The organism is Arthrobacter sp. Y3222053 (assembly GCF_059092805.1).
In genome coordinates, this window is the sequence record NZ_JBNHIA010000001.1 from 581,652 (window position 1) to 604,456 (window position 22,805).

Sequence of the window (22,805 nt, forward strand, 5' to 3'; positions counted from 1 at the left end):
CGGTTGGCCACCGTCAAGCTTAGTCGTTCGCCCCGCCTGCTGTCGCACCGGGAACCATCCACGCCTCCTGGCGGGCCCGCCAGGACAGGGTCAGCGCCCGGGCCAGCATGTAGCCGAGCCCGAAGGCAGCCCACAGCCAGGCCGTGGCCGCGCTGCCGGTCGGAGCGGCCAGGTGCACGGCCCAGAGCAGCGGCAGATAGGCCACCAGGTTCAGCAGCCCGGTCAGGGCCAGGTAGCGGGCGTCCCCGGCGCCGATCAGCACGCCGTCGAGCACGAACACCAGTCCGCAGACCGGCTGCGCCGCGGCCAGCACGTACAGCCCGGCGGCCATGGCCTGCTGCACACCGGGATCCGGGCTGAACAGCGCCCCCAGGTGCGGGGCCGCCAGCGCCAGGACCGCCCCGGTCAGCACGCCGAAGCCCACGCCCCAGCGGACCATGGTGCCGGTGAGCCGGCGCACCAGCGGCGCGTTGCCGGCGCCGAGCTCCTTGCCGATGAGGGCCTGCGCGGCGATGGCCAGCGCATCGAGGGCGAAGGCGAGGAAGGTGAAGACGGTCATCACCAGCTGATGGGCGGCCAGCTGCACCGGCCCCTGCGCGGTGGCGACGACGACGGCGGCCAGCACCGCCACGCGCAGGCTGAGGGTGCGCAGCATCAGCCAGGAGCCGACCCGGGCGACGGCGCGGACCCCGCGCAGGTCCGGCCGCAGCCGGGTGCCCTCGCGGCGTGCCATCCGGGCGAGCATCAGCACGTAGACGAGGGCCATGCCCAGCTGGGTGAGGCTGGTGCCCATCGCGGACCCGGCCACCGACAGTCCCGCCCCGTAGACGAGCAGGAAGTTCAGGCCGATGTTCACCGCGAAGCCGACGCCGGCGACCAGCAGCGGCGTCTTCGTATCCTGCAGTCCGCGGAGCATGCCGGTGGCGGCCAGGACCACGAGCATGGCCGTGAGGCCGGGCATGGACCACTGCAGGTAGTCCACCGCGAAGCCGTGCACCGCGCCGTCGGCGCCCAGGGCGGTGGCCAGGGCGGGGGCCAGGAGGATGCCGGCGGCCGAGAGCAACAGGCCCAGCAGCACCGCCAGGTAGATGCCGTCGCGCCCGGCGGCCACGGCGTCGCCACGCCTGCCGGCACCCAGGAAGCGGGCGACGGTGCCCGTGGTCGAGTAGGCGAGGAAGACCATCAGCCCAACTGCGGTCTGCAGGATGGTGGAGGCCAGCCCCAGGCCGGCGAGTTCGGCGACGCCGAGGTGCCCGACGATCGCGGAGTCGGCCAGCAGGAACATCGGCTCGGCGATCAGGGCGCCGAGCGCCGGCACCGCCAGGGCGAGGATCTGCCGCCCGGTCCCCCGGTGCGGCTGCGTGCGCGTTTTCACCGTTCCAGCCTACGGCGGCGCACGGGGTCAGGCGCGGGCGGGAGCACCGAGTCGGCCCGCAGCACCAGCGCGGCGGCGAGCGCGGCGACGGCCATCAGCGCTGCCACGAACCCGGCCAGGGCGGCCCAGCCGGCGTCCTGGAAGAAGAAGCCGCCCACCCAGCCGAGCAGGCTGGATCCGGCGTAGTAGCCGAGGTTGTACAGCGAGGAGGCCTGCGCGCGGCCCTGGACGGCGATCGCCGCCGCCCAGCCGGACGCGACGGCGTGCGCGCCGAAGAACCCGGCGGTAAACACCACCAGCCCGGCGACCACCGCGGGCAGGAACGGCAGGACCGTCAGGGCCAGCCCGGCTCCCATCACGGCGATAGCGCCGAGCAGGACCCGCCGTCGGCCCAGCCGCGGGTGCCCGGTCAGCCGTCCGGCGGCCCGGGAGGACCAGGTGCCGGCCAGATAGGCCAGGAACAGCGACGCGGCCACCGACTGCGGCAGCCCGAAGGGCGGGTTGACCAGCCGGAAGCCGAGGTAGTTGTAGACCGCAACGAAGCCGCCCATCAGCAGGAAGCCCTGCAGATACAGCACGAGCATGCGGGGTTCACGCAGGTGGGCTGCCAGCCTGCGCGCCAGCCGGTCGCCGTCGGCGGCGGGCGTGAAGCCGCGCTGGCGGGGCGCGGTGAGCATGAAGACGACGGCGGCGAGGGCCGCCAGCACGCTGACCGCCGCCACGCCGAGCCGCCACCCCACTGCCTCGGCGAGCGGCGCGGCGATGATCCGGCCGGCCAGTCCGCCCACCGTCGTGCCCGAAACGTAGGTGCCTGCCGCCAGGGCGGCCGACCGCGCATCGACCTCTTCACTGAGGTAGGCCAGCGCGACGGCGGGAATGCCGCCCAGCGCCGCACCCTCAAGGAAGCGCAGCACCAGCAGCAGGGAGAAGCTGTCGGCCAGGGGAACGGAGAGCCCCAGGACGACGGCCGCCAGGATCGCGGTGCGCATGGCCGGCAGGCGGCCGAACCGGTCCGCGGCGGCGGACCACGGGATCACCGCGAGCGCCAGGCCGAGGGTCGCGGCGGAGACGGTGAGCGCTGCGGAGGATTCGGGGAGGTTCAGGTCCGCGGCCAGGTCCGGCAGGACGCCCTGCAGCGAGTAGAGCTGGGCGAAGGTGGCGACGCCGGCGGCGGCCAGGCCGACGAGCACGCCCCGGTAGCCGCGGCTGCCCCTGGGGTGGCCGGTGAATCCTGCCCCGGCGGTGCCGGAGCTCACGGCGTGGTCCGGTGGGGGCCGGGTACCGGGTCCGGCTGCGCGGCCGGCGAGCGGGCGGCGGCCGGGCCGGGCAGCCCGGCCAGCTCCGCCAGCTCCGCCAGCTCCGCGGCCAGGTTCCGGCGGGCGCGGTCCTCCCAGCGGCGCCGGCCCTCCGCGGTGGCGTAGAGCCGATCGGCGGCGAGCAGGCCTTCCACCACCTGCCGCCGGCCCTGGCGGAACGCCTCGTCCGGCACGTGCGCGTATTCGGCCCGCACGTCGCGGACATATGCGGCATAGCCGTCCGGGTCCCGCGCCAGGACGGCCAGGTCCGCGTCGGAGAGCAGCGCGCCGGCGTCGTCCCCGTCCGCCGGCCGGTGCTGCGCCGTCAGGCGGACCAGCCGGACGGTCTCGGCGACCTCCGCGGCACGTACTCCGGCGGCGGGCAGCAGGTCTTCGGCCAGCCGGGCCGAGGCTTCCTCGTCGGCTCCTGCCTGCCCGGCGTATACGGCGTCGTGGAACCAGGCAGCGAGCGCCGTCGGCCGGGGCACCCGGCCGCCGGCGAGCAGGTCAAGGGCCTCGAGGACCTGGAGCAGGTGCCGCCGGTCGTGATAGCGGCGGTGCGGTTCATTCCACCGGTCCAGCAGGGCCGACCCGAGGTCGGGCTGCTGCGGCAGCAGCCGGTGCCAGCGCTCCATCAGCGGGCGGACCAGGGCGCCTGGCCGTTCCCGGGCCGGGATCCGCAGCCCGCTGGCAATGAGGATGCGGACCAGGCTGCCGCAGTCCACGGCCACGGCGCCGGCGGCAACGAGCTCACCGTGCCGGTGCGCGGGAACATCGTAGTGGTCGCCGTCGAAGGCCCGGGGGCTGATCCCGCAGCGGCCGGCGAAGTCGTGCAGCTCCGGCAAGCTGGTGTCCGAGACCAGGTGGGAGAAGAGCGTGCCGTGCGCCGGCCACATCGGCGGGTCGATGTAGATCATGGACGGGCTTCCGGCCGGAACAGCTGCATCACCTATACCTATCGCAGCGCGGCCGGTTAATGCCACGCGCAGCTCGTCGGCGACCCCGGGGCGGGCTTCTGCGCGGCGCCTCCCCGCAATCCTGCCGACGGCGCGGCGCGCTGCCGGTTGAATTGGTTTTCCCCCTTGTCGGAGCGGCATTGTGATGCTGCAATGGGTCGCATGGACGCGCCGTCGACCGTCGTCGCCATCGGAACCCGCAAAGGCCTCTGGCTGGCCAGCAGCCCGGACCGCAGGAACTGGGACCTGACCGGCCCGCACTTTGCCGCATCTGAGGTTCCCTCCCTGGCGTTCGATACCCGGGACGGCCCGCCGCGCCTGCTGGCGGGTGTCCGGTCGGAGTGGTGGGGCACCAATGTGGCGATCTCCGAAGACCTCGGGATGAGCTGGCAGGAGCCCGACGGCCCGGCGATCGCTTTCCCCGAAGACACCGGCGCCACCCTCCACCGTATCTGGCAGCTGTATCCGGACACCGCGGACCGGCCCGGCGTCGTGTGGGCCGGCTGCGAGCCGATCTCCGTGTTCCGCTCCGAGGACGGCGGGCGCAGCTTCAAACTGATGCGCGGGCTGTGGGACCACCCGCACCGCACCGAGTGGGGCGAGGGATACGGCGGGCCCGCCGCGCACAGCATCTCCACCAGCCCGGTGGACGACACGGTCCACATCGCCATGAGCACCGGCGGCGTGTACCGCTCCGACGACGCCGGCGGCAGCTGGGCGCCCGCCAACGCGGGGATCATCGCGGACTTCCAGCCGGAGAAGTACCCCGAGTTTGGCCAGTGCGTCCACAAGATCGCCCGCGATGCCGGAAACCCGCAGCGGCTCTACGCGCAGAACCACGGCGGGGTGTACCGCAGCGACGACGCCGGCGGGCAGTGGATCTCCATCGCCGACGGGCTGTCTTCGGATTTCGGCTTCGTGATGCTTGCCCACCCGTCCCGGCCGGACACGATCTGGACCATTCCCATGGGGTCCGGCGAGGAGCGCAATCCGCCGCAGGGACGGCCGGCCGTGTACCGCAGCAGGGACGCCGGGGACAGCTGGGAGCGGTTCAACGACGGACTGCCGGCCTACGACTTTAATGCCGTCCTCCGCGACGCCGCCGCCATCGACAACGCTGACCCGGTGGGCATCTACTTCGGCACCCGGGGCGGCGAGGTGTATGCCAGCGCCGACGAGGGCGAATCGTTCAACTTGGTCGCCGCCAATCTTCCAGATGTGCTCTGTGTCCGCGCCGTCCAGCTCTAGGCCGCCGGAGACGGCGGAGCCGGGACCGGCGGCGTCGGGGCCGGTGGCCGTGCTGCTGATGCTGCCGGCCTCCCTGGCCGAGGCTGTGGATGGACGGCGCGTCGTGCAGGTGGTTGCCGAGGTCCCCACGGTTGGTGGGCTGCTTGCCGCCCTGCGCAGCCAGTACCCGCGGATCCTCAACCGGATCTGTGATGAAGCCGGGGCCGTCCGCCGCTACGTCAACATATATGTGGACGGGGAGGACATCCGCGACTTCGCTGCCCGGGGAGGGTCCGTCGTCGGCGGTGCCGAAGTACTGGTGCTGCAGTCCGTAGCCGGCGGCTGAAACCCCCGACGGCTCCTACTAACGGCTGTGGGTCCCTGCGGGTCCTCCTATTTTGCTCCCGTTGAGCCGTTGACGCCGCTGGGGTCGTTGTTGCTGTCGGGATCGTTGGGGTCGCTGCCCAGCAGGCGGAGGAGCCCGCTTTCCCGGGCAGCCTGAAAATCCCCTTGCGGTTCCTCGTCCATCTCGACAAAGATCTCCACGCGGCGTCCCCGCGCGTTGTCCTCGACCCACCGCAGGACCTCGCCGACGTCGGCGGCCTCCGTCAGAACGTGCGCATCAAGGTTCCACGCCCAGCCCGGAGCCGGCCGCTCCCAGAAGTGAACACGGTACGCCGGAGCCTTCACAGTTAGGCGCGGCTCCGCGTGGACGGTCGGAAGTGCTTTCATAGCGAAAGGGTACTGTGCCCGGCAAAGGTGCGGACCGCCCCTCCCCCGGCCGGTGAAGGGGCCCGGATCGGTGTCGGTTCCGGAAGGGTCATCCCCTAGAACGGGGCCGGCTCGGGCTCCGCCCGGCCTTGTTTCAGGACAAGCTGAGGCTCGGTCCGGTACGTCCGTCCCGTCGGCGAGGTCCAGACCAGGTGTCCGGGCTCAGGCTGGCGGGCGTGCCAGAATCCGAGCGTCTTGAGCCGGTGGTGTTTCCGGCACAGGCAGGCGAGATTCCGATGGTCGGTGCTTCCGCCCTGTACGTAGGGCACGGTGTGGTCGGTTTCGGCGGCAATGGTTCCGGCGCTGCATCCGGGGAAGCGGCAGGTCCCGTCCCTGGCCTGCAGCCAGCGCTTCACGCCCGGGGGGACTCGACGTCGGGCACCCACCGCCAGGACTTCACCGTCCAGGGAATCGGTCAGCAAAGCGGTCAGGTGTGAAGCCGATTCCACCAGGGCACGGGCTGCCTCAGGGCTGATGGAGCCATATCCGTTCAGCTCAGCAGGCTGACCGCTCAACCCCAGCAGCGTCTCCGCCGTCAGCAGCACCATGACTTCGCACCGCGTCCCTCCGGCTGCCCTGTCAGGGGTGCAGCCCCGGAGGGCGCCGGGATGCTCCTGTTCATCAGCGCCCCCGCTCCCCTCAGCCGGCGGACTGCACTGAGGATCGCCGGTCAGCAATGCCGCAAAGATGTCGGTGCGCAGCTGGTTCAATGTCCGGGGATCGCCCGCTGCCTGTTCACCCCGGGCCGCCGTGGTGAGCATCGCGTAGATGCCCTGCCCCTGGGCAGCCGGAAGGAAAGCTGACAGCTGCACCATGCCTTCCGGTTCGGGACGCAGCCACACGGAGCGTTCAGCCCGCGCCTGGCGATGCTGCCTGGCCAGCTGTTCCTCGCTGAGCAGGGCGTCCCGGTGCCGGCGTCCGATGCGCTCGAGCTGGGCAGCCGTCAGGTCCTTGGCCTTCCCCAGCATGATCTGCTCGATCCGCTCCCGGTCCTCCCGGCCCAACCCCGCGACCACACGGGCAATGGCCTGCGCCTGCCCGTAGGTAAGCCGGCCGTCCTCCAGCCGGGCCAGGGTCTCGGGGCAGTCGGCGGCAAGCGTCTGCGACTCAGCCATGAGCCGCTGGGCCGTCAGCGGTGGCAGGCACAGCAGCGCACCGACCTCCGAAGCGGCCGCCCGAAATGCCAGCTGTGGATCCGTCCGGTCGAAGAAAGACAGCTCATCCGCCACCAGCTGCTGCAGCCGGTGGATGCCTCGGGCCTGTTGGGCCCGGGCCCAGGACAGCACCCTTTCAAGCAGTTCCAAGGCCTCGACGAGACGATCCTGGGGCAGAGCCATGACGTCCTCCAGCACCAGGGAACCGGTCAGCACCGGATGCCGGGAAGTGAAAAGCCCTGCGGCACCTTCCCCACCTGCCTGCCGAAACTCCGACGCATGGTCCGACACAGCTGCGGGGACCGCCTCCGGCACACCGGCGGCCAACTCATGCCCCGGCCCAGGCGCCACGGAGCCTGCGCTGCCGCCCGGCTTCATCGGGCCGCGCTCCCCGGGACCGTCCGGTCCGCTTCCGCCGTTCACGGTGGCTGTCATAGCCCCATTCCAGCAACAGGCTTCGGGCATCTGTCGCGTACCCGTCAGTGCCGGGCACAACACTCTCGCGGCCCATTCCTGTGGAGGACAGCGGCAGGCCGGGACCGCCCCCGTTCCGGCCGCCGCCCGAGCGCAGCAGGCCGGGGCCACCCGGCAGCACGAGTCCGCCCGGCAACGACGAAAGGGCACCCCCGCTGTGCGCGGGAGTGCCCTCCGTAGTGCCTGCCGTCACCGGCGGCAGGTACTGCAGGAGTGCTGCTGCAGGACTGCAGAACCTGCCTGACTGCAGCAGCCTGCTAGGCCGGCAGCTGCAGGACCTGGCCGGTGAAGATCAGGTCGGGGTGGATGACGGTGTCGACGTTGGCGTTGTACAGAGCCTGCCAGCCGCCCTCGATGCCCAGCTTCTCGGCAATGGTCGACAGGGTGTCGCCGGCCTGGATGGTGTAGGTCTCACCGGACAGGGCCGGAGCCTCGGTCTGGACCGGAGCGGTCTGCACCGGAGCGGTGGCCTGCACCTGGATGTTCTCGGCAGCTGTCGGCGCGGGAACCTCGGCGGCCTGCGGCTGGACGTAGGTCTCCACCGGGGCAACCTGCTCGGCGGCCTGCGGCTGGACGTAGGTCTGAGCCGGAACCTCAGCCTGAGGCTGGACGTAGGTCTCGGTCTGGGTCGGGGCCGGAGCGGTGGCCTGCGGGTTGGCGGTGGCACCGGTCATGCCCAGCTTGGCGGTGCAAGCCGGCCAGGCACCGGGGCCCTGCGAGGCCAGGACCCGCTCGGCGACAGCGATCTGCTGCTCACGAGTCGCCTGCGCGGCGGTCGGGGCGTAGCTCGTACCGCCATAGCCCTCCCAGGTGCTCTGGACAAACTGCAGTCCCCCGGAGTAGCCGTTGCCGGTGTTGATCTGCCAGTTTCCGCTGCTTTCGCACTGTGCAAGGGCGTCCCAGTCCATGGAGCTGGCGTTGGCGGGAGCAGCGAGGCTGACGAGTCCCGCTGCGCCCGCGCCGGTGATGGCGGCAGTGGCCAGGCTGCGACGCACGATACGACGGATCTTCTGGTTCTTCATCGGTTTCTTCTGCTCCCAAGGGTTCCACCTGCGCTCTACCCGTCCCCGGGCTTCATCGCGCCGTCGCCTACCCCAGACTGTCGGAGGTCTCTTACGGTGCGCACGCAGCGGCGACTGCACGGTGGACGCGTGGCACTTGGCATTTCCTACCCGGTCGCACCTCTGCGGTGCCGACCGCCGTCGACGCTGTTCCGGTCAACGGTTCACCCTCGATTCGGGCTCTTAACGAAGATAGGGCAGCCTGCAGTCGAGACCAAATCGATATCAACTCGGCGTGAATCGTTACGTGTCGCAGATCCGCGCCAGCAAGCCGATCGAGTACCATCCACGGCCTATCGGTTAGGTTTCTCACACCCGGTTTCGGCCGTTTCTGGACAGTCCGCAGGCCCCGGTCTAACCTTGGTCCTCGTGCTCACGTTCTTCAATGCGCTCAAGCGCATTCTGGTGGGACGCCCCTACGGCAACGAGCGGCTCTCGCAGACCCTGCTACCCAAGCGGATCGCCCTGCCGGTCTTCTCCTCCGACGCGCTGTCCTCGGCCGCCTACGCGCCGGACGAGATCCTCCTCACCCTGGCCCTCGCCGGCGTAGCCGCCGTCACCTTCTCCCCCTGGGTGGGCCTGGCCGTCATCGTGGTGCTGCTGACCGTCGTCGCCTCCTACCGGCAGAACGTGCGCGCCTACCCCTCCGGCGGCGGCGACTACGAGATCGCGACGACGAACCTGGGCCGGCCGGCCGGCCTCACGGTGGCCTCGGCCCTGCTGGTGGACTATGTGCTCACCGTGGCGGTGTCCATGTCCTCCGCCGCGGCGTATCTGGCGACGGCGGTCCCCGCCCTTCACGAGCACCGCGCCGCCCTGGCCGCCGCCGGCGTCGTGATCCTCGTGCTCGTGAACCTGCGCGGCGTCCGGGAGGCCGGGGCGCTGTTCGCGGTGCCCACCTACATTTTCATGGCCTCCGTGCTGGGCATGTGCCTCTACGGCGGCTTCCTGGCCGTCACGGGAGAGCTGGGCGAGGCGCCCTCCGCCGACTTCAGCATCGTGCCCGAGGCGGGGCTGGACAACGGCCTGGTGGGCCTGGCCGGCGCGTTCCTGCTGCTGCGTGCCTTCTCCTCGGGTGCGGCGGCACTGACCGGCGTGGAGGCTATCAGCAACGGCGTGCCCACGTTCCGCAAGCCGAAGAGCGCCAACGCCGCCACGACCCTGCTGCTGCTCGGTATCATCGCCGCCTCGCTGCTGGCCGGCATCCTCGCCCTCGCGGCCGCGGCCAAGGTGCATGTGGTCCAGGACCCGGCCACCCAGCTGCTCGACGACGGCCGGCCGGTGGGCGAGAGCTACATCCAGCACCCGGTGATTTCCCAGCTGGCGGAGACGGTGTTCGGTGACGGTAGCCTGCTCTTCTACCTGGTGGTGGGGGCCACCGGCCTGATCCTGGTCTTCGCCTCCAACACCGCGTTCAACGGCTTCCCGGTGCTGGCCTCGATCCTTGCCCGCGACGGGTACCTGCCGCGGCAGATGCGCACCCGCGGCGACCGGCTGGCCTTCAGCAACGGGATCATCTCCCTCGGGGCGGGCGCACTGGTGCTGATCCTGCTCTTCAATGCGGACGTGACCCGGCTGATCCAGCTCTACATCGTGGGTGTCTTCGTCTCCTTCACCGCCAGCCAGCTGGGCATGATCCGGCACTGGACGGGACGGCTGCGGCTGGAGCGGAGCAAGGAGGCCCGGCGCGCCATGCAGCGGTCCCGGGCGATCAACTCGCTGGGTTTCGGGATGACGGCGCTGGTGCTCGTGATCGTCATCGTCACCAAGTTCACCCACGGGGCGTGGATCGCACTGCTCGCCATGGCCGGGCTGTACCTGATGATGTTCGGCATCCGCTCGCACTACGAGTCCGTGGCCCGGGAACTGGCCCTGGGCGACGACGAACAGGGCCTTGCGCTGCCCTCGCGCGTCAACGCCGTGATCCTGGTGTCCAAGGTGCACAAGCCGGCGCTGCGCGCCGTCGCCTACGCCCGCGCCTCCCGACCCTCCAGCCTGGAGGCCATCACCGTGGACGTGGACCCGGAGGAGACCCGGCGGGTCACCGACGAGTGGGAGCGGCTGAAGATCCCGGTGCGGCTGACCGTCCTGTCCTCCCCGTACCGGGAGACCATTTCACCGGTGCTCAGTTACCTGCGTGAAGCGCGCCGGAACCGGCCCCGCGAGCTGTTCGTGGTCTACATCCCCGAATACGTGGTGGGCCGCTGGTGGGAGCAGCTGGTCCACAACCAGACCGCGCTGCGGATCAAGGCCCGGCTGCACTTCGAGCCCGGCATCATGGTCGCCAGCGTGCCGTGGCAGCTGGCCTCAAGCCGCGACGCCGAGGGCCAGCCCGCCGGCGGTCCCGGCGCCCACACCCGGGGCTGAGCCGGGCCGTCAGCCCCGCCGCAGCCCGATCCTGGGACCGTCCCAGCGGTGGCGCAGCCAGCGGTCGTGGCTGGTCAGGACCACGGCGCCGGGGTACGCGTCCAGCGCGCTCTCCAGTTCCTCCGCCAGGGCCAGGGACAGATGGTTGGTGGGTTCGTCGAGCAGCAGCAGCTCCGGGGGCTCGGCCAGGAGCGGCGCCAGGGCCACCCTCCGCCGCTGGCCGGGGGACAACCGGCTCAGCGGCAGCCCGCACCGGGATGCCGGCAGCAGGCCGAGATCCGGGAGCGACGGTGCCAGGTCCGGGAACCGCAGCCGCCGCCGATACGCCTCTTCCGCCGTCAGATCAGCGGGAAGCCCCACCTCCCCGTCCTGGCGCAGCCAGCCGACCCCGAGCTCCGGGCGGCGCTGCACGGTGCCGACATCCGGGTGGAGTTCCCCCGCGAGGACGGCCAGCAGCGTCGACTTGCCATACCCGTTGGCGCCCTCGACCAGCAGCCGGTCCCCGGTGTGCAGGACCAGGTCCAGGGGCTCCAGCCTGTTCCACACTCCGGCTCCGGCCAGGGTCAGCAGCGGCTCCTCCGCATCCGACAGCCGATCGGGGCGGCCGGCTGTGGATCCCGGCCCGGCAGCGGTGTCGACGCCGCGCCATGAGTCGGCGCCCCGAAAGCGGAGCGGCACCGGCGGCGGAGGAACGGCCTGCCGCTCCAGCGCCGCCAGGGCCTGCCGGGCTGAGCGGATCCGCCCGCCGACGGTCTTCGCGGCGCGGTCGGCATAGAACTTCTGCGCTCCGCGGGCCTCGGTCCGCGGAACGTCGGTGTGGAAGACCTCGCCCTGCGTGGTCCCGGCTGCGCGTCGGAGCCGGGCCCGTTCGGTCTGCTGCGCGTGCCATGCCTCGACCCATCGCCGCCGCTCTTCGGCCCGTTCCCTGAGGTAGGCCGAGAACCCCCCGGTGTACCGCCGCCCCTGCACGGCGTCGGTACCGTAGCCCTCCGGCCCGGGCGACGGGTCCAGATCCACCAGGTGCGTGGCGATTGTGTCCAGGAACCACCGGTCGTGGCTGGCCATCAGCACCGGCCCGGTCCAGCCGCGCAGTTCCGCGGCGAGGAAGCTGACGGCGTCGTCGTCGAGATGGTTGGTGGGTTCGTCGAGCAGCAGCGCGTCGGGGCGCTCAAGCAGCAGCACGGCGATGGCGAGCCGGCGGCGCTGGCCGCCGGAAAGCCGCCGGAGGGGCCTGTCCAGCGGCGCATCCGCGAGCCCAAGCCCGCCGAGCACCGTGCCGATTCGGGCCTCCAGGGCCCACAGCCCGGCCCGTTCCGCTTCGGTGAGCACCAGGTCGTAGGCCCGGGCGACCGCGGCGTCCTCCGGGCCGCGGGCCAGCTGCGCCGCCAGCTGGGCCAGGGCCGGCTCCAGCCGGCGGACCGGTGCGACGGCGGCGTCCACCGCCTCGCCGAGGGTCGCCGCCGGCGAGGGAATCGACTCCTGCGCCAGGTACCCGGTGCCGGCGGGGCGCCGGACCGTCCCTGCGCCAGGCGCAAGCTGTCCTGCTGCAATGCGCAGCAGGGTGGACTTGCCGGCCCCGTTTTCCCCGATCAGGCCGGTACGTGATCCCGCCGGAACCGTGAAGGTCACGTCGGTGAGGATCCGGTGGCCCGGATAGCTCAGCCCAATGCCGTCGAAACTGAAGTGCCGGGCAGTGCGGGCACGGCGCGCGGCGGAGGAAAAAGTCGGGGAGGTAGTCGAAGACGCCGGAGTGGAGTCGGCCATGAAGGGTCCTGTCGTCCGCAGATGGATCAGCCCGCCGGGCGTGGAACCCTCCGGGAGCGGACGCAGCATGGGCGTCGGCATCGCTCCGGGGCAGCCGCAGGCGCGGGCACGTCAATCAGGACTTGAACATGGGTCGATGCTAGCCATGCCCGGCCGGTACAGGCAAGGCGCGCAGGAGCGGGCGGACGCGGGGCCCGGGCCGGCGCGGGCCCCGGCCGGACGCGCCCGGGCCGGCGTGGGCCGTGCTATCCGGCCCGGCCGGCCAGCACGGACTGATACGCGTAGTCGGAGAGCCGGCCCTGGTCCCGGGCCTGCTCGACGGCGGCGAAGGAGCGGGGGCCGGCGTCGCTGTACGGGAAGTGGATGAGCTCGGCAATCAGCTCCCATTCCTCGGCGATGGAGTCGATGAGGTCATCCGGGGTCTCCTGCTCGGAGGGCCCGCCATCGAGCACCGTGTACTGCCCCTCCGGAACCCGGTGCGCCTCCAGCCGTTCGAGGTCGGCCTCCAGCTCAGCGAGGGAGGCGTACTCGCGCTGCGCGCCGGGCGGAACCGAGCTGCCCACCGAGGCCAACTCGCTGCCGAACGCACCCTCGGCCAGGGCGAAGACCGACGTCGGAACCGGTTCCCCCTCGGCCAGGTAGGCCGGCAGCTGGGAGGGCATCCAGTACCAGGCGTCGCCCAGGTCAGCGCCGCCGGGCTGGGCCCGCTCGCTGATCCAGCCCCGGGCGGTCAGCAGGGCGTCCGCCTCGTCGCTGAAGAAGGCCTGCTCGCCGCGGAAGCGGGCGTTGACCTCATGCGTGGCGCGGCGGGCCTGCTTCTTCTTGGCGGCGGCCTTCCTGCGGGGCTTTGATTTGGGCATCGGGACTCCTGGAGGCCGTGGCGGTGGGGTGGGTGAGTGCGGAGGCTCGGGGACGGAACCGCGGGTCAGAACCCGCTGCCGCCCTCGACGGCCATGTTCGCGAACCGGGAGTAGTGGCCCTGGAAGCCGACCACAATGGTCTTGGTAGGGCCGTTACGGTGCTTGGCGACAATGACGTCGGCTTCGCCGGCCCGCGGAGACTCCTTGTCGTAGATGTCCTCGCGGTGCAGCAGGATGACCATGTCGGCGTCCTGCTCGATCGAGCCGGATTCACGGAGGTCGGAGACCATCGGCTTCTTGTCGGTGCGCTGTTCGGAGCCGCGGTTCAGCTGCGAGAGCGCGATCACCGGCACCTCAAGCTCCTTGGCCAGCAGCTTCAGGGCACGGGAGAACTCGGAGACTTCCTGCTGGCGGGATTCCACGCGCTTGCCGGAGGACATCAGCTGCAGGTAGTCGAGCACCACGAGCTTGAGGTCGTGCTTCTGCTTGAGCCGGCGGCACTTGGCGCGGATCTCCATCAGCGACATGTTCGGACTGTCGTCGATGAACAGCGGCGCGTCGTTCATCCGGCCCATGGTGGTGGCGATCTTGCCCCACTGCTCGTCTTTGATGGTGCCCTTGCGCAGGTCCTGCAGCCCGATGGTGGCCTCGGCGGAGAGCAGGCGCATGGCGATCTCGTTGCGCCCCATTTCCAGGGAGAAGAACACCGTGGTCATGTTGTTCTTGATCGCCGCGGAGCGGGCGAAGTCCAGCGCGAAGGTGGACTTGCCGACGGCGGGACGGGCGGCGATGACGATCATCTGACCGGGGTGCAGCCCCTGGGTCAGTTCGTCCAGTTCGTAGAAGCCGGTGGGCACGCCGGTCATGCCCTCGCCGCGGTGTCCGGCCGACTCGATCTCGTCGACCGTGCCCTCGATGATGTCCTTCAGCGGCACGTAGTCCTCGGCGGTGCGCCGCTCCGCCACGGCGAAGACCTCGGCCTGCGCGGCGTTGACCAGGTCGTCGACCTCGCCGTCGTTGGAGTATCCGAGCTGGACGATCTTGGTGCCGGCATCCACCAGCCGGCGCAGGACGGCGCGCTCCCGCACGATCTCTGCGTAGAACCCGGCGTTCGCGGCCGTGGGCACGGACTGGATCAGCGTGTGCAGGTAGGCCGGGCCGCCGATGCGGGTAATCTCACCGCGCTTGGTGAGTTCATCGGAGACGGTCACCGCATCGGCGGGCTCGCCGCGGCCGTACAGGTCGATGATTGACTCGTAGATCGCCTCGTGGGCCGGGCGGTAGAAGTCGACGCCGCGCAGCACCTCGACGACGTCGGCGATGGCGTCCTTGGAGAGCATCATGCCGCCGAGCACGGACTGCTCCGCCACCAGGTCCTGCGGGGGTGTGCGGCCGAAATCCCCGGCGCTGGAGACCGCCGGAGCGTCCGAATGCGTGAGCGACACTGTAAAAGCCTTCCGAGAGGTAATGCTGGCGACCCCTGGGCACCGGGCCGGCTGGTTCCAGTCCTACCTCCTGCCACCGACATTCCCGCCGACGACGGCGGCGGGCAGGGAATGTGGGGATAAGGGGACTTTTCCCCGGCGTATGAGGGATTCCCCGTCACCGTAGTCCTCCTCCGACCACATCGCCAAGTGACTTATCCACAGAGCCTGTGGGTGGCCTGTGCATAACGCGGCGTGTTGTGTGCACAGGCTGGGCATAACTCTGTGGACAGAGGGGAACATATGTGCGAAATATGGCTCTGACTAGGGCAAACGCGTGTTAACACCTGTGGAGAAAAAGTATTTTTGCGCCACGCCGTAGCCCAAACCCCGGTTGACAAACCCCGGATGCGGGGTGAGGCTGCACGGGGTTGTCCACGTTTCCGGCCCAGCGTCCCAAAGTTATCCACAGCGGTTGTCCCCAGCTGTGGATTGTTGTGTATAAACCGCCTGCAGCGGTGGATAACCTTCAGGCCGATCAGGCGGAGAGTGGCCGGAAACACGTTACGGTGCAGCAAAAAGCGCCCCCCGCCCGAAGGCAGGAGGCGCTTTTCGAAACCGCAGCGGAAAACGCTAGCCGGCGACGACCTCGAGGTCGATCACGGCGGCAACGTCCTCGTGCAGGCGGATGTTGGCCTGGTAGGAACCGAGCGACTTGATGTGCGTCGGCAGCTCCACCTTGCGCTTGTCGATGCTGCCCAGGCCTGCGGCCTCGACTGCAGCGGCAACGTCGGCGGCCTTCACGGTGCCGAACAGGCGGCCGGACTCGCCGGCCTTGACGGCCAGCTTGACCGGCTTGGCCGACAGTGCGGCAGCCTGCTTCTGGGCGTCTTCCAGCGAAGCGTGCTCGCGCGCAGCGCGGGCGGCCTTGATGGACTCGACCTGCTTCTCGCCACCCTTGGACCAGGCCAGGGCGAAGCCGCGGGGCAGCAGGTAGTTACGTGCGTAACCGTTCTTCACCTCGACGACATCGCCGGCGGTGCCGAGACCGGTCACTTCATGGGTCAGAATGAGCTTTGCCATGGGATTCGTTCCTTTCCTTTAGCCGCGGCCAGCGCCGGAGTAGGGCAGGAGAGCGACTTCCCGGGCGTTCTTGATCGCCAGGGCGATCTTGCGCTGTTCCTGAACAGTGACACCGGTGACGCGACGAGCGCGGATCTTTCCGCGATCGGAAATGAACTTGCGCAGCAGCGCGACGTCCTTGTAGTCGATGACAGTGATGTCAGCGGCCTTCAGGGGGTTGGACTTTGGTTTGGGCTTACGAAGTTCAGCCTTAGCCATCGTGGAGCTCCTTATGTCTGTTGGAGCCCGTGGATCATTCCACGGGATGGGCTCGACGGCGGTTGCCGTCTGAGTGTGGCGCCGGAGCGCCGGGAGGGGCGGGGCGGCGGCCGACGGGGCCGCCGCATCCGCCCGAGGGGGTTAGAAGGGCGGGTCGTCCGAGCCGGGGCCGGTGCCCCAGCCGCCGCCGGAGTTGCCTCCGGCCGGAGCGCCCCACGGATCATCTACGGGACCGGACTGCTGCTGCTGGCCGCCGCCGCCCCAACCGGAGTTGGAGTTGCCGCCGCCGAAGCCGCCGCCGGAGTTCCCGCCGAAGCCGCCACCGCCGCTGTTGCCGCCGAAGCCGCCGCCGCCACCGCCGGAGCGCTGGGTGCGGGTGACCTTGGCCGACGCATAGCGGAGCGAGGGGCCGATCTCGTCGACCTCCAGCTCCATGACGGTGCGCTTTTCGCCCTCTTTGGTTTCATACGAACGCGACTTCAGGCGGCCCTGGCAAACCACGCGGGTTCCCTTGGTCAGGGATTCCGCGACGTTCTCAGCGGCCTCACGCCAGACCGAAGCGCGGAGGAACAGCGTTTCGCCGTCCTTCCACTCGTTCGACTGGCGGTCAAAGGTGCGCGGAGTCGAGGCAATGGTGAAGTTCGCCACTGCCGAACCCGACGGGGTGAACCGGAGTTCCGGATCGTTGGTCAGGTTGCCGATAACGGTGATCGTTGTTTCGCCTGCCATGACTGCCTCCTGCTGTCTGAGCCCGTTGCGGGGCTCGTCGTAAGAAAGAAAGTGTCGCCGAAACTACTCGGCGGAAACCTTCTGGTCTTCGGGGCGGATGATCTTGGTGCGCAGGATGGTCTCGTTGAGGCCAAGCTGGCGGTCAAGCTCAGCAGCAGCAGAGGGGTTGGCGGTGAAGTTGACGACCGCGTAGATGCCCTCGGACTTCTTCTTGATGTCGTAGGCGAGGCGGCGACGGCCCCAGATGTCGACCTTGTCGATGGTTCCACCGTCGTTGCGGACAACGTTGAGGAACTTGTCGAGCGAAGGCTCAACGGTACGCTCGTCGACCTCGGGGTCGATGATTACCATCAGTTCATAAGCACGCATTGTGAACCCACCTCCTTTGGGCTATACGGTCACGGTATTTCCGTAACAGGAGGTTCTATTGCGTTGTCTCGGCCGGCCGGCGGTTCATGCCGGTCGGCGCGGCAGCGGGCAGGGCCCACAGCACAGACTTCACTATCCTATCCGACTTTTCCGCTCCGCGCCGACGCCGGGCCCTGCCGTGGAAAAGCGCAGGCTCCTAGAACCCTTCGGCCAGGAAGAGGCGGCGACTGACGCGGGCAAGGGCCAGCGGATCGGCGACGCCGGCCATCTCCCGGGCCGAATGCATCGACAGCAGCGGGATGCCGACGTCGACGGTGCGGATGCCCAGCCGGGTGGCGGTCAGCGGGCCGATGGTGGAGCCGCACGGCACCTGGTTGTGCGAGACGAATTCCTGGTAGGCCACCCCGGCCTCCGCGCACAGCCGCGCCCACACCGCAGTGCCCCACGCCTCGGTGGTGTAGCGCTGGTTGGCGTTGATCTTCAGCAGCGGCCCGCCGTTGAGCACCGGGTGGTTGGCCGGATCATGCCGCTCGGCGTAGTTGGGGTGCACGGCGTGCCCGGCGTCGGCGGACAGGCAGAAGGAGGCGGCCATGGCCCGGCGGCGGTCGGCGTCGCCCGCGCCCCGCCCGGCGCCGATGCGCTGCAGCACATCCTCCAGGAAGGGCCCCGCGGCTCCGGAGCGTGAGCCGCTGCCGACCTCCTCATGGTCGAACGCGGCGAGCACGGCGATGGCGCCGGAGCGCTTGTCCTCGGCGGCGCCGATCAGCGCGCTCAGCCCGGCGTGCACGGAGGAGAGGTTGTCCAGGCGCCCGGACGCGAAGAACTCCCCGTCAGCGCCGAAGACCTGCGGCGCCTGGGTGTCGGCGGCGACGACGTCGTAGCCGCCCAGCTGCCCGACGTCGAGGCCGGCCCGGGCGGCCAGCAGCTCAAGCAGGTCGGAGGTGGAAGGATCGCCCAGCCCCCAGACCGGATTCATGTGCTGCTGCTTGTCCAGTTTCAGGCCCTCGTTGACGGCCCGGTCCAGGTGGATGGCCAGCTGCGGGAAGCGCAGCAGCGGCCCGGTCTCCACCAGCCGTTCCTGGCCGTCCAGGGTGACCAGGCGGCCGGCCAGCTGCAGTTCACGGTCCAGCCAGGAGTTCAGCAGCGGCCCGCCGTAGACTTCCACGCCGGCCTGGAGCCAGCCGTAGCGGCCGGTGGTGGGACGCGGCTTCAGCTTGAAGGTCGGCGAGTCCGTATGCGTGCCCAGCACCGCGAATCCGGTGTGCGGGCCGGCGTCCTCCGGGACGATCCAGGCGATGAACGCTCCGTCCCGCACGGCGACGTAGCGGCCCGGGGCGGCGGGCCAGTCCGCCCGCTCATCCAGCTTGGTGAAGCCGGCGGCGGTGAGCCGGCGGACCGCCTCGCGGACGGCGTGGAAGCTGGAGGGCGAGGCGCTGACGTAGGCGCCGAGGTCGTGGACGTGCTCGAGTGCATCAGACATGCTCCGATTCAACCACCGCGCGCGCCCGGGCGCACGGCGCCCGGATCAGCCGCCTGGGACCACCAGCCCGGACTCGTAGGCGTAGACGACGGCCTGCACCCGGTCCCGCAGGCCCAGCTTGGCCAGCATCCGGCCCACATGTGTCTTGACCGTGGCTTCGCTGACCACGAACCGCGCGGCGATCTCGCTGTTGGACAGCCCCTCCGCGACCGCGTGCAGCACCTCCCGTTCGCGGGCGGTGAGGTCGGCCAGCCGCGGGTCCGGGCCGGGGCGGGCCGCGGGGGCGGCCAGCAGGTGGTTTTCCAGCAGCCGTCGGGTGACCCGCGGGGCGACGACGGCGTCGCCGGCGTTGACCACGCGCAGGGCGTGCACCAGCTCCGCCGGAGCGGCGTCCTTGAGCAGGAACGCGGAGGCTCCCGCACGCAGCCCGGAGAACACGTACTCGTCCAGGTCGAAGGTGGTCAGCAGGATCACCCGCGGCCCGTCCGCCGCGCAGAGGCGGGCAGTGGCCTCGATGCCGTCCATGCCCGGCATCCGGATGTCCATCAGCACGACGTCGGGGGCCAGCTGCGCGGCGAGCCGGACGGCTTCGGCCCCGTCCCCGGCCTCGCCGACGACCGCCAGGTCCTCCTCGCCCTCGAGGATCAGCCGGAAGCCCATGCGCAGCAGCGGCTGATCGTCCACGAGCAGCACGCGGATGGGTACGTCATTCATTGCTGGTCCTCCCCCTGTCGGACGGTGCCGGCGTCGCCGTCAGCCGCTGGATCCGCGGTGCCCTGCGCGCCCGCGGTGTCCCCGGCGGGCCCGGACGGCGCGTGCGCCGGGGCCCCGGGTACGGTGAGCACCGCCGTCGTCCGCCACCCGCCGCCGGGCAGCGGGCCGGCCTGGACTGTGCCGCCGTAGATGGCTGCGCGTTCGCGCATGCCGTGCAGCCCCTGGCCGCTGCCGGGCCGGCTGCCGGGGGCTGCACCGCCGTCGGCCTGGCGGGCCGCTGCGTCGCCGTTCGACGCCGCGTGGAGCACCGGGCCGGCTCCGTCGTCGGACACGCTGACCCGTACAGTCTCCGCGGTGCGGTCAATCCGTACCTGCACCCGGGACGCCCCGCGGGCGTACCGCAGGGCGTTGGTCAGCGATTCCTGCACGATCCGGTGCACGGTGAGCAGGAACGCCGGGTCGTCGGGAAGCGGCGGGCCGCTGCGGGTCAGCGTCGCCGGCAGGCCGGCGGAGCTGAACCCGTCGACCAGCGACTCGAGGGAGCCGGGCAGCAGCGGGTTGCGCGGGGCCGGCGCGGCCGGCTGCCCGGGGTCCGGCCCGGAGCCGGCGGCGTCCTCCCGGAGCACGCCGAGCACCCGGCGCATGTCGGCCAGGGCGGAGCGGCCGGTGCCGGAAAGTTCCGCAAGCACCTCGCCGGCGCGTGCCGGGTCCCGGCGCAGCACGACGGCGGCGCCGTCGGACAAGGCGATCATGACGGTCAGCGAATGGGCCACGATGTCGTGCATCTCGCGGGCGATGCGGTTGCGTTCGGTGACCGAGGCAAGCTGCGCGTTGCGGTTTGCCCAGGCCCTGACCTCCTCGTCGTGCAGGCGGTTGCGGCGCACCGTGATGCCGGCCCCGGCGGCGATGACGTACATCATCAGGAGCATGACCACCAGGATCCAGATGACCGTGGGGTTTCCCTCCGCCAGGGTGTCACCCAGGATGAGGAGCGCCGCCCCGGTGGGGACCGCGGCCAGGACAAGCACCGTGAAGGTCACCGCGGCCCGGTGCTTGACGGCCACGGAATACAGGCCGAGCAGAACCCCGAAGCCGAGGCTGAACAGCCCGCCGCTGTAGACCAGCAGCAGCGGGTCGCCGAGGGCCAGCAGCACCGTGACCAGGATCGGCCGGCTGCGGCGCAGCAGGACCAGCAGCACGCCTCCGGCCAGGAAGGCCGGGATCATCACCGCGGCATTCAGGTCCGCCGTGTCGCGCGGGGCGGCCAGCACATCCGGAACGGTGCCGAGGAGGTAGATGAGGCCGACGAGCACGTCGGTGACGCGCGGGTGGCGGTGCAGGTAGCGGCGCAGCGGCCCGCGGCGCCGAAAGCTGATGTCGCCGAGGGGAACGGATTCGGTGGAAGGGGCGGCGGCCGTTCGTTCCGCTGCCCCTTCCACCGGGCTTCTTCCGCTCATGGCGGGGTCCTTAGACGTCGCGCTTCTTCACGACGAGGGCGGCGGCGGCCAGCAGGCCCACGGCCCAGGCGGCCATGACCAGGCCGCCCTGCAGCTGGGTCAGGTCTCCGTCGCTGATCCGGGTGGCCACCAGCTGGATGCCCGCCGAGTCCGGCAGGAACCGGGCGGCGTCGGGAATCCAGTCCGCCAGGCCGGAGATCAGCGAGACGATAATCGGCACCACGAACAGCAGGCCGATGATGGTCACCACGCCGCCGGCCGTGCTGCGCAGCAGCGCTCCGATGGCCACGCCCATCACGGCTACCAGGGCCAGGAACGTGCCGGTGTTGATGATGCTCCCCAGCACGCCCGGCGCATCCAGGCCGAACTCCAGGTTCTCCGGCGCCAGCAGCGGCTGGCTGATGAAATAGCTGGCGAAGGCGGCCACAACGCCCACGACGAAGGCGACGACCGCGGTGACCAGGGTCTTGGCCAGCAGGGCCGGGATGCGGGTGGGCACGGCCACCATGGTGGAGCGGATCATGCCGGTGGTGTATTCGGAGGCGATCAGCACCACGGCGAGCGCGGCGATCAGCAGCTGGCCGAACACAAGCCCGGAGGACGGAGCGTCGTAGGCCATCTGCTGGAGGTCCAAGCCGGGGCCGACGCCCATGTCCGGGCCCATGGCGGGGTTGTCGGCGACCATGTCGGCGGTCAGGGCAGTGGACCAGGCGTAAAGCGCCGCCAGCCCGATCATCACCGCGACGGTGATGGCGAGCAGGATAACGGTGGAGCGCAGCGTCGTGACCTTGATCCATTCCGAGCGCAGGACCCGCGGGAAGGTCACGCGTTCGTTTCCGGCAGCGCGGGCCGGCCGGGCGGCGGGGGCTGTGGCGGTGCTCATGCGGGCTGTCCTTCCTGGGCCGGAGCGGAAGCCGGCTGGTTCATCTGCTGCGACTGGTATTCGACCTCACCGCGGGTCAGCTCCATATATGCCTCTTCGAGGGAGAGCCGCTGCGGGGTGAGCTCGGTGATGAGGATGCCGCGGGACAGGGCGGCCTCCGCGATGCTGCGCGGCGCCAGGCCGAGGACCTCCAGGCGGTCGGCCTCGACGCGGCGGACTTCGACGCCGGCGGAGCCGATGGCGCTGACCAGGGCCTCGGCGTCGTCGGTGCGGACCAGGGTACGCTCCTGGTCGCTGCCGGCGATGATCTCCTGGATCGGCGCGTCGGCGATGATCCGGCCGCGGCCGATCACGATCAGATGGTCGGCGGTGACAGCCATTTCGCTCATCAGGTGCGAGGAGAGGAACACGGTGCGGCCCTCCGCGGCCAGCCCGCGGGCCAGGTTGCGCACCCACTGCACGCCCTCCGGGTCCAGCCCGTTGACCGGCTCGTCGAAGATGAGCGTCTGCGGGTTGCCCAGCATGGCGACGGCGATGCCGAGGCGCTGGCCCATGCCCAGCGAGAAGCCGCCCACGCGCTTCTTCGCCACCGGGCCGAGGCCGGTGAGTTCAATGACCTCGTCGACGCGCTTGTTGGGGATGCCGTGGGTGGCGGCGAGCGCGCGCAGGTGGTTGTACGCGGAGCGGGAGGTGTGCACGGCCTTGGCGTCCAGCAGCGCGCCGACCTCGTGCAGGGGGGCCCGGTGCCGGGCGTAGGGACGCCCGTTGACGGTCACGGTGCCCGCGGTGGGGCGGTCCAGGCCGACGATCATGCGCATGGTGGTGGACTTGCCGGCGCCGTTCGGGCCCAGGAAGCCGGTGACCCTGCCCGGCTGGACCGTGAAGGTGATGCCGTCGACGGCGGTTTTGGCGCCGTAGCGCTTGGCGAGGCCCTGTGCCTCAATCATGGTTCGTCCTCTGGTTGGAGCGGACAGTTCGGCGCAGGAGCCCGCGCGCAGCAGCTCGCTCCGCTGCCGTCCGTGTCGGTGCGGGCCCCTGCGGGGCCTCTCGCACGTCTTCCTGCGTATTCCACACTAGGCATTTCGCGACGGCGGCACATTGGCC

21 protein-coding genes are annotated in these 22,805 nt (G+C 70.7%); 3 read left to right on the forward strand and 18 right to left on the reverse strand.

Going from position 1 to position 22,805, the window contains the following annotated elements; all coding sequences use genetic code 11:
• Window positions 1–19 precede the first annotated feature (19 nt).
• From AC5RUW_RS02770 to AC5RUW_RS02780, 3 genes are read right to left on the reverse strand one after another with little or no spacing between them, the layout of a single operon-like run.
• Entirely contained in the window at window positions 20–1,375 is a 1,356-nt protein-coding gene (locus tag AC5RUW_RS02770; protein ID WP_494159292.1) for an MATE family efflux transporter, read from the reverse strand.
• Entirely contained in the window at window positions 1,372–2,631 is a 1,260-nt protein-coding gene (locus AC5RUW_RS02775) for an MFS transporter (protein WP_494159293.1), read from the reverse strand. The genes AC5RUW_RS02770 and AC5RUW_RS02775 overlap by 4 nt, the downstream gene beginning before the upstream one ends.
• The gene (locus tag AC5RUW_RS02780; protein ID WP_494159294.1) at window positions 2,628–3,587 is read right to left on the reverse strand and encodes a DUF4031 domain-containing protein; all 960 of its coding nucleotides are present in this window, start codon (window positions 3,585–3,587) and stop codon (window positions 2,628–2,630) included. The genes AC5RUW_RS02775 and AC5RUW_RS02780 overlap by 4 nt, the downstream gene beginning before the upstream one ends.
• A gap of 192 nt (window positions 3,588–3,779) precedes the next feature.
• Here AC5RUW_RS02780 and AC5RUW_RS02785 point away from each other — a divergent pair, with 192 nt between their 5' ends.
• Together AC5RUW_RS02785 and AC5RUW_RS02790 are read left to right on the forward strand one after the other, a co-directional pair.
• Complete coding sequence (locus tag AC5RUW_RS02785; RefSeq protein ID WP_494159295.1) at window positions 3,780–4,874, forward strand: WD40/YVTN/BNR-like repeat-containing protein; 1,095 nt, start codon at window positions 3,780–3,782, stop codon at window positions 4,872–4,874.
• A 43-nt stretch (window positions 4,875–4,917) separates the two neighbouring features.
• Entirely contained in the window at window positions 4,918–5,199 is a 282-nt protein-coding gene (locus tag AC5RUW_RS02790; protein ID WP_494159296.1) for a MoaD/ThiS family protein, read from the forward strand.
• A 47-nt stretch (window positions 5,200–5,246) separates the two neighbouring features.
• Here the strand turns inward: AC5RUW_RS02790 and AC5RUW_RS02795 are convergent, their stop codons facing one another.
• From AC5RUW_RS02795 to AC5RUW_RS02805, 3 genes are all read right to left on the reverse strand, one after another.
• Window positions 5,247–5,585: a hypothetical protein gene (locus tag AC5RUW_RS02795; protein ID WP_494159297.1), complete on the reverse strand. Its 339-nt coding sequence runs from the start codon at window positions 5,583–5,585 to the stop codon at window positions 5,247–5,249.
• A gap of 95 nt (window positions 5,586–5,680) precedes the next feature.
• The gene (locus AC5RUW_RS02800; protein WP_494159298.1) at window positions 5,681–6,961 is read right to left on the reverse strand and encodes an HNH endonuclease signature motif containing protein; all 1,281 of its coding nucleotides are present in this window, start codon (window positions 6,959–6,961) and stop codon (window positions 5,681–5,683) included.
• Window positions 6,962–7,509: 548 nt separating this feature from the next.
• Complete coding sequence (locus tag AC5RUW_RS02805; protein ID WP_494159299.1) at window positions 7,510–8,274, reverse strand: transglycosylase family protein; 765 nt, start codon at window positions 8,272–8,274, stop codon at window positions 7,510–7,512.
• A gap of 408 nt (window positions 8,275–8,682) precedes the next feature.
• On the opposite strand from AC5RUW_RS02805, the gene AC5RUW_RS02810 reads away from it, so the two are divergent.
• Window positions 8,683–10,680, forward strand: coding sequence for an APC family permease (locus tag AC5RUW_RS02810; RefSeq protein ID WP_494159300.1), 1,998 nt, complete (start codon window positions 8,683–8,685; stop codon window positions 10,678–10,680).
• 9 nt (window positions 10,681–10,689) lie between these two features.
• Here AC5RUW_RS02810 and AC5RUW_RS02815 read toward each other — a convergent pair whose 3' ends face one another.
• The 12 genes from AC5RUW_RS02815 to AC5RUW_RS02870 all read right to left on the reverse strand — a co-directional run bounded on the left by AC5RUW_RS02815 (window position 10,690) and on the right by AC5RUW_RS02870 (window position 22,648).
• Entirely contained in the window at window positions 10,690–12,444 is a 1,755-nt protein-coding gene (locus AC5RUW_RS02815) for an ABC-F family ATP-binding cassette domain-containing protein (RefSeq protein ID WP_494159301.1), read from the reverse strand.
• A 245-nt stretch (window positions 12,445–12,689) separates the two neighbouring features.
• A complete protein-coding gene (locus AC5RUW_RS02820) occupies window positions 12,690–13,304 on the reverse strand; it encodes a hypothetical protein (RefSeq protein ID WP_494159302.1) in 615 nt (204 codons plus the stop codon).
• 65 nt (window positions 13,305–13,369) lie between these two features.
• Window positions 13,370–14,749: a replicative DNA helicase gene (gene dnaB / locus AC5RUW_RS02825; protein ID WP_494006327.1), complete on the reverse strand. Its 1,380-nt coding sequence runs from the start codon at window positions 14,747–14,749 to the stop codon at window positions 13,370–13,372.
• Window positions 14,750–15,361: 612 nt separating this feature from the next.
• Entirely contained in the window at window positions 15,362–15,811 is a 450-nt protein-coding gene (rplI, locus tag AC5RUW_RS02830) for a 50S ribosomal protein L9 (protein WP_494006328.1), read from the reverse strand.
• An 18-nt stretch (window positions 15,812–15,829) separates the two neighbouring features.
• Entirely contained in the window at window positions 15,830–16,069 is a 240-nt protein-coding gene (rpsR, locus tag AC5RUW_RS02835) for a 30S ribosomal protein S18 (protein WP_205161597.1), read from the reverse strand.
• A gap of 141 nt (window positions 16,070–16,210) precedes the next feature.
• A complete protein-coding gene (locus AC5RUW_RS02840) occupies window positions 16,211–16,798 on the reverse strand; it encodes a single-stranded DNA-binding protein (RefSeq protein WP_494159303.1) in 588 nt (195 codons plus the stop codon).
• Window positions 16,799–16,861: 63 nt separating this feature from the next.
• A complete protein-coding gene (gene rpsF / locus AC5RUW_RS02845) occupies window positions 16,862–17,167 on the reverse strand; it encodes a 30S ribosomal protein S6 (protein WP_494006330.1) in 306 nt (101 codons plus the stop codon).
• Between the two features lie 196 nt (window positions 17,168–17,363).
• Complete coding sequence (locus AC5RUW_RS02850) at window positions 17,364–18,647, reverse strand: M18 family aminopeptidase (RefSeq protein ID WP_494159304.1); 1,284 nt, start codon at window positions 18,645–18,647, stop codon at window positions 17,364–17,366.
• Between the two features lie 45 nt (window positions 18,648–18,692).
• Window positions 18,693–19,361, reverse strand: coding sequence for a response regulator (locus AC5RUW_RS02855; RefSeq protein ID WP_494159305.1), 669 nt, complete (start codon window positions 19,359–19,361; stop codon window positions 18,693–18,695).
• The gene (locus AC5RUW_RS02860) at window positions 19,358–20,818 is read right to left on the reverse strand and encodes a sensor histidine kinase (RefSeq protein WP_494159306.1); all 1,461 of its coding nucleotides are present in this window, start codon (window positions 20,816–20,818) and stop codon (window positions 19,358–19,360) included. The genes AC5RUW_RS02855 and AC5RUW_RS02860 overlap by 4 nt, the downstream gene beginning before the upstream one ends.
• A gap of 10 nt (window positions 20,819–20,828) precedes the next feature.
• Window positions 20,829–21,701, reverse strand: coding sequence for an ABC transporter permease (locus AC5RUW_RS02865; RefSeq protein ID WP_494159307.1), 873 nt, complete (start codon window positions 21,699–21,701; stop codon window positions 20,829–20,831).
• Complete coding sequence (locus AC5RUW_RS02870; protein ID WP_494159308.1) at window positions 21,698–22,648, reverse strand: ABC transporter ATP-binding protein; 951 nt, start codon at window positions 22,646–22,648, stop codon at window positions 21,698–21,700. Before AC5RUW_RS02870 ends, AC5RUW_RS02865 begins: the two co-directional genes overlap by 4 nt.
• Window positions 22,649–22,805: the final 157 nt, after the last annotated feature.

Coding starts and splice junctions, on each gene's coding strand:
- AC5RUW_RS02840 (WP_494159303.1), bottom strand. CDS start 16,798: ATGGCAGGCGAAACAACGATCACCGTTATCGGCAACCTGACCAACGAT.
- rpsR (WP_205161597.1), bottom strand. CDS start 16,069: ATGGCTAAGGCTGAACTTCGTAAGCCCAAACCAAAGTCCAACCCCCTG.
- AC5RUW_RS02800 (WP_494159298.1), bottom strand. CDS start 6,961: ATGGCTCTGCCCCAGGATCGTCTCGTCGAGGCCTTGGAACTGCTTGAA.
- AC5RUW_RS02860 (WP_494159306.1), bottom strand. CDS start 20,818: ATGAGCGGAAGAAGCCCGGTGGAAGGGGCAGCGGAACGAACGGCCGCC.
- AC5RUW_RS02870 (WP_494159308.1), bottom strand. CDS start 22,648: ATGATTGAGGCACAGGGCCTCGCCAAGCGCTACGGCGCCAAAACCGCC.
- rpsF (WP_494006330.1), bottom strand. CDS start 17,167: ATGCGTGCTTATGAACTGATGGTAATCATCGACCCCGAGGTCGACGAG.
- AC5RUW_RS02865 (WP_494159307.1), bottom strand. CDS start 21,701: ATGAGCACCGCCACAGCCCCCGCCGCCCGGCCGGCCCGCGCTGCCGGA.
- AC5RUW_RS02795 (WP_494159297.1), bottom strand. CDS start 5,585: ATGAAAGCACTTCCGACCGTCCACGCGGAGCCGCGCCTAACTGTGAAG.
- AC5RUW_RS02780 (WP_494159294.1), bottom strand. CDS start 3,587: ATGATCTACATCGACCCGCCGATGTGGCCGGCGCACGGCACGCTCTTC.
- AC5RUW_RS02820 (WP_494159302.1), bottom strand. CDS start 13,304: ATGCCCAAATCAAAGCCCCGCAGGAAGGCCGCCGCCAAGAAGAAGCAG.
- AC5RUW_RS02850 (WP_494159304.1), bottom strand. CDS start 18,647: ATGTCTGATGCACTCGAGCACGTCCACGACCTCGGCGCCTACGTCAGC.
- AC5RUW_RS02855 (WP_494159305.1), bottom strand. CDS start 19,361: ATGAATGACGTACCCATCCGCGTGCTGCTCGTGGACGATCAGCCGCTG.
- AC5RUW_RS02805 (WP_494159299.1), bottom strand. CDS start 8,274: ATGAAGAACCAGAAGATCCGTCGTATCGTGCGTCGCAGCCTGGCCACT.
- AC5RUW_RS02815 (WP_494159301.1), bottom strand. CDS start 12,444: ATGGCCGACTCCACTCCGGCGTCTTCGACTACCTCCCCGACTTTTTCC.
- rplI (WP_494006328.1), bottom strand. CDS start 15,811: ATGGCAAAGCTCATTCTGACCCATGAAGTGACCGGTCTCGGCACCGCC.
- AC5RUW_RS02785 (WP_494159295.1), top strand. CDS start 3,780: ATGGGTCGCATGGACGCGCCGTCGACCGTCGTCGCCATCGGAACCCGC.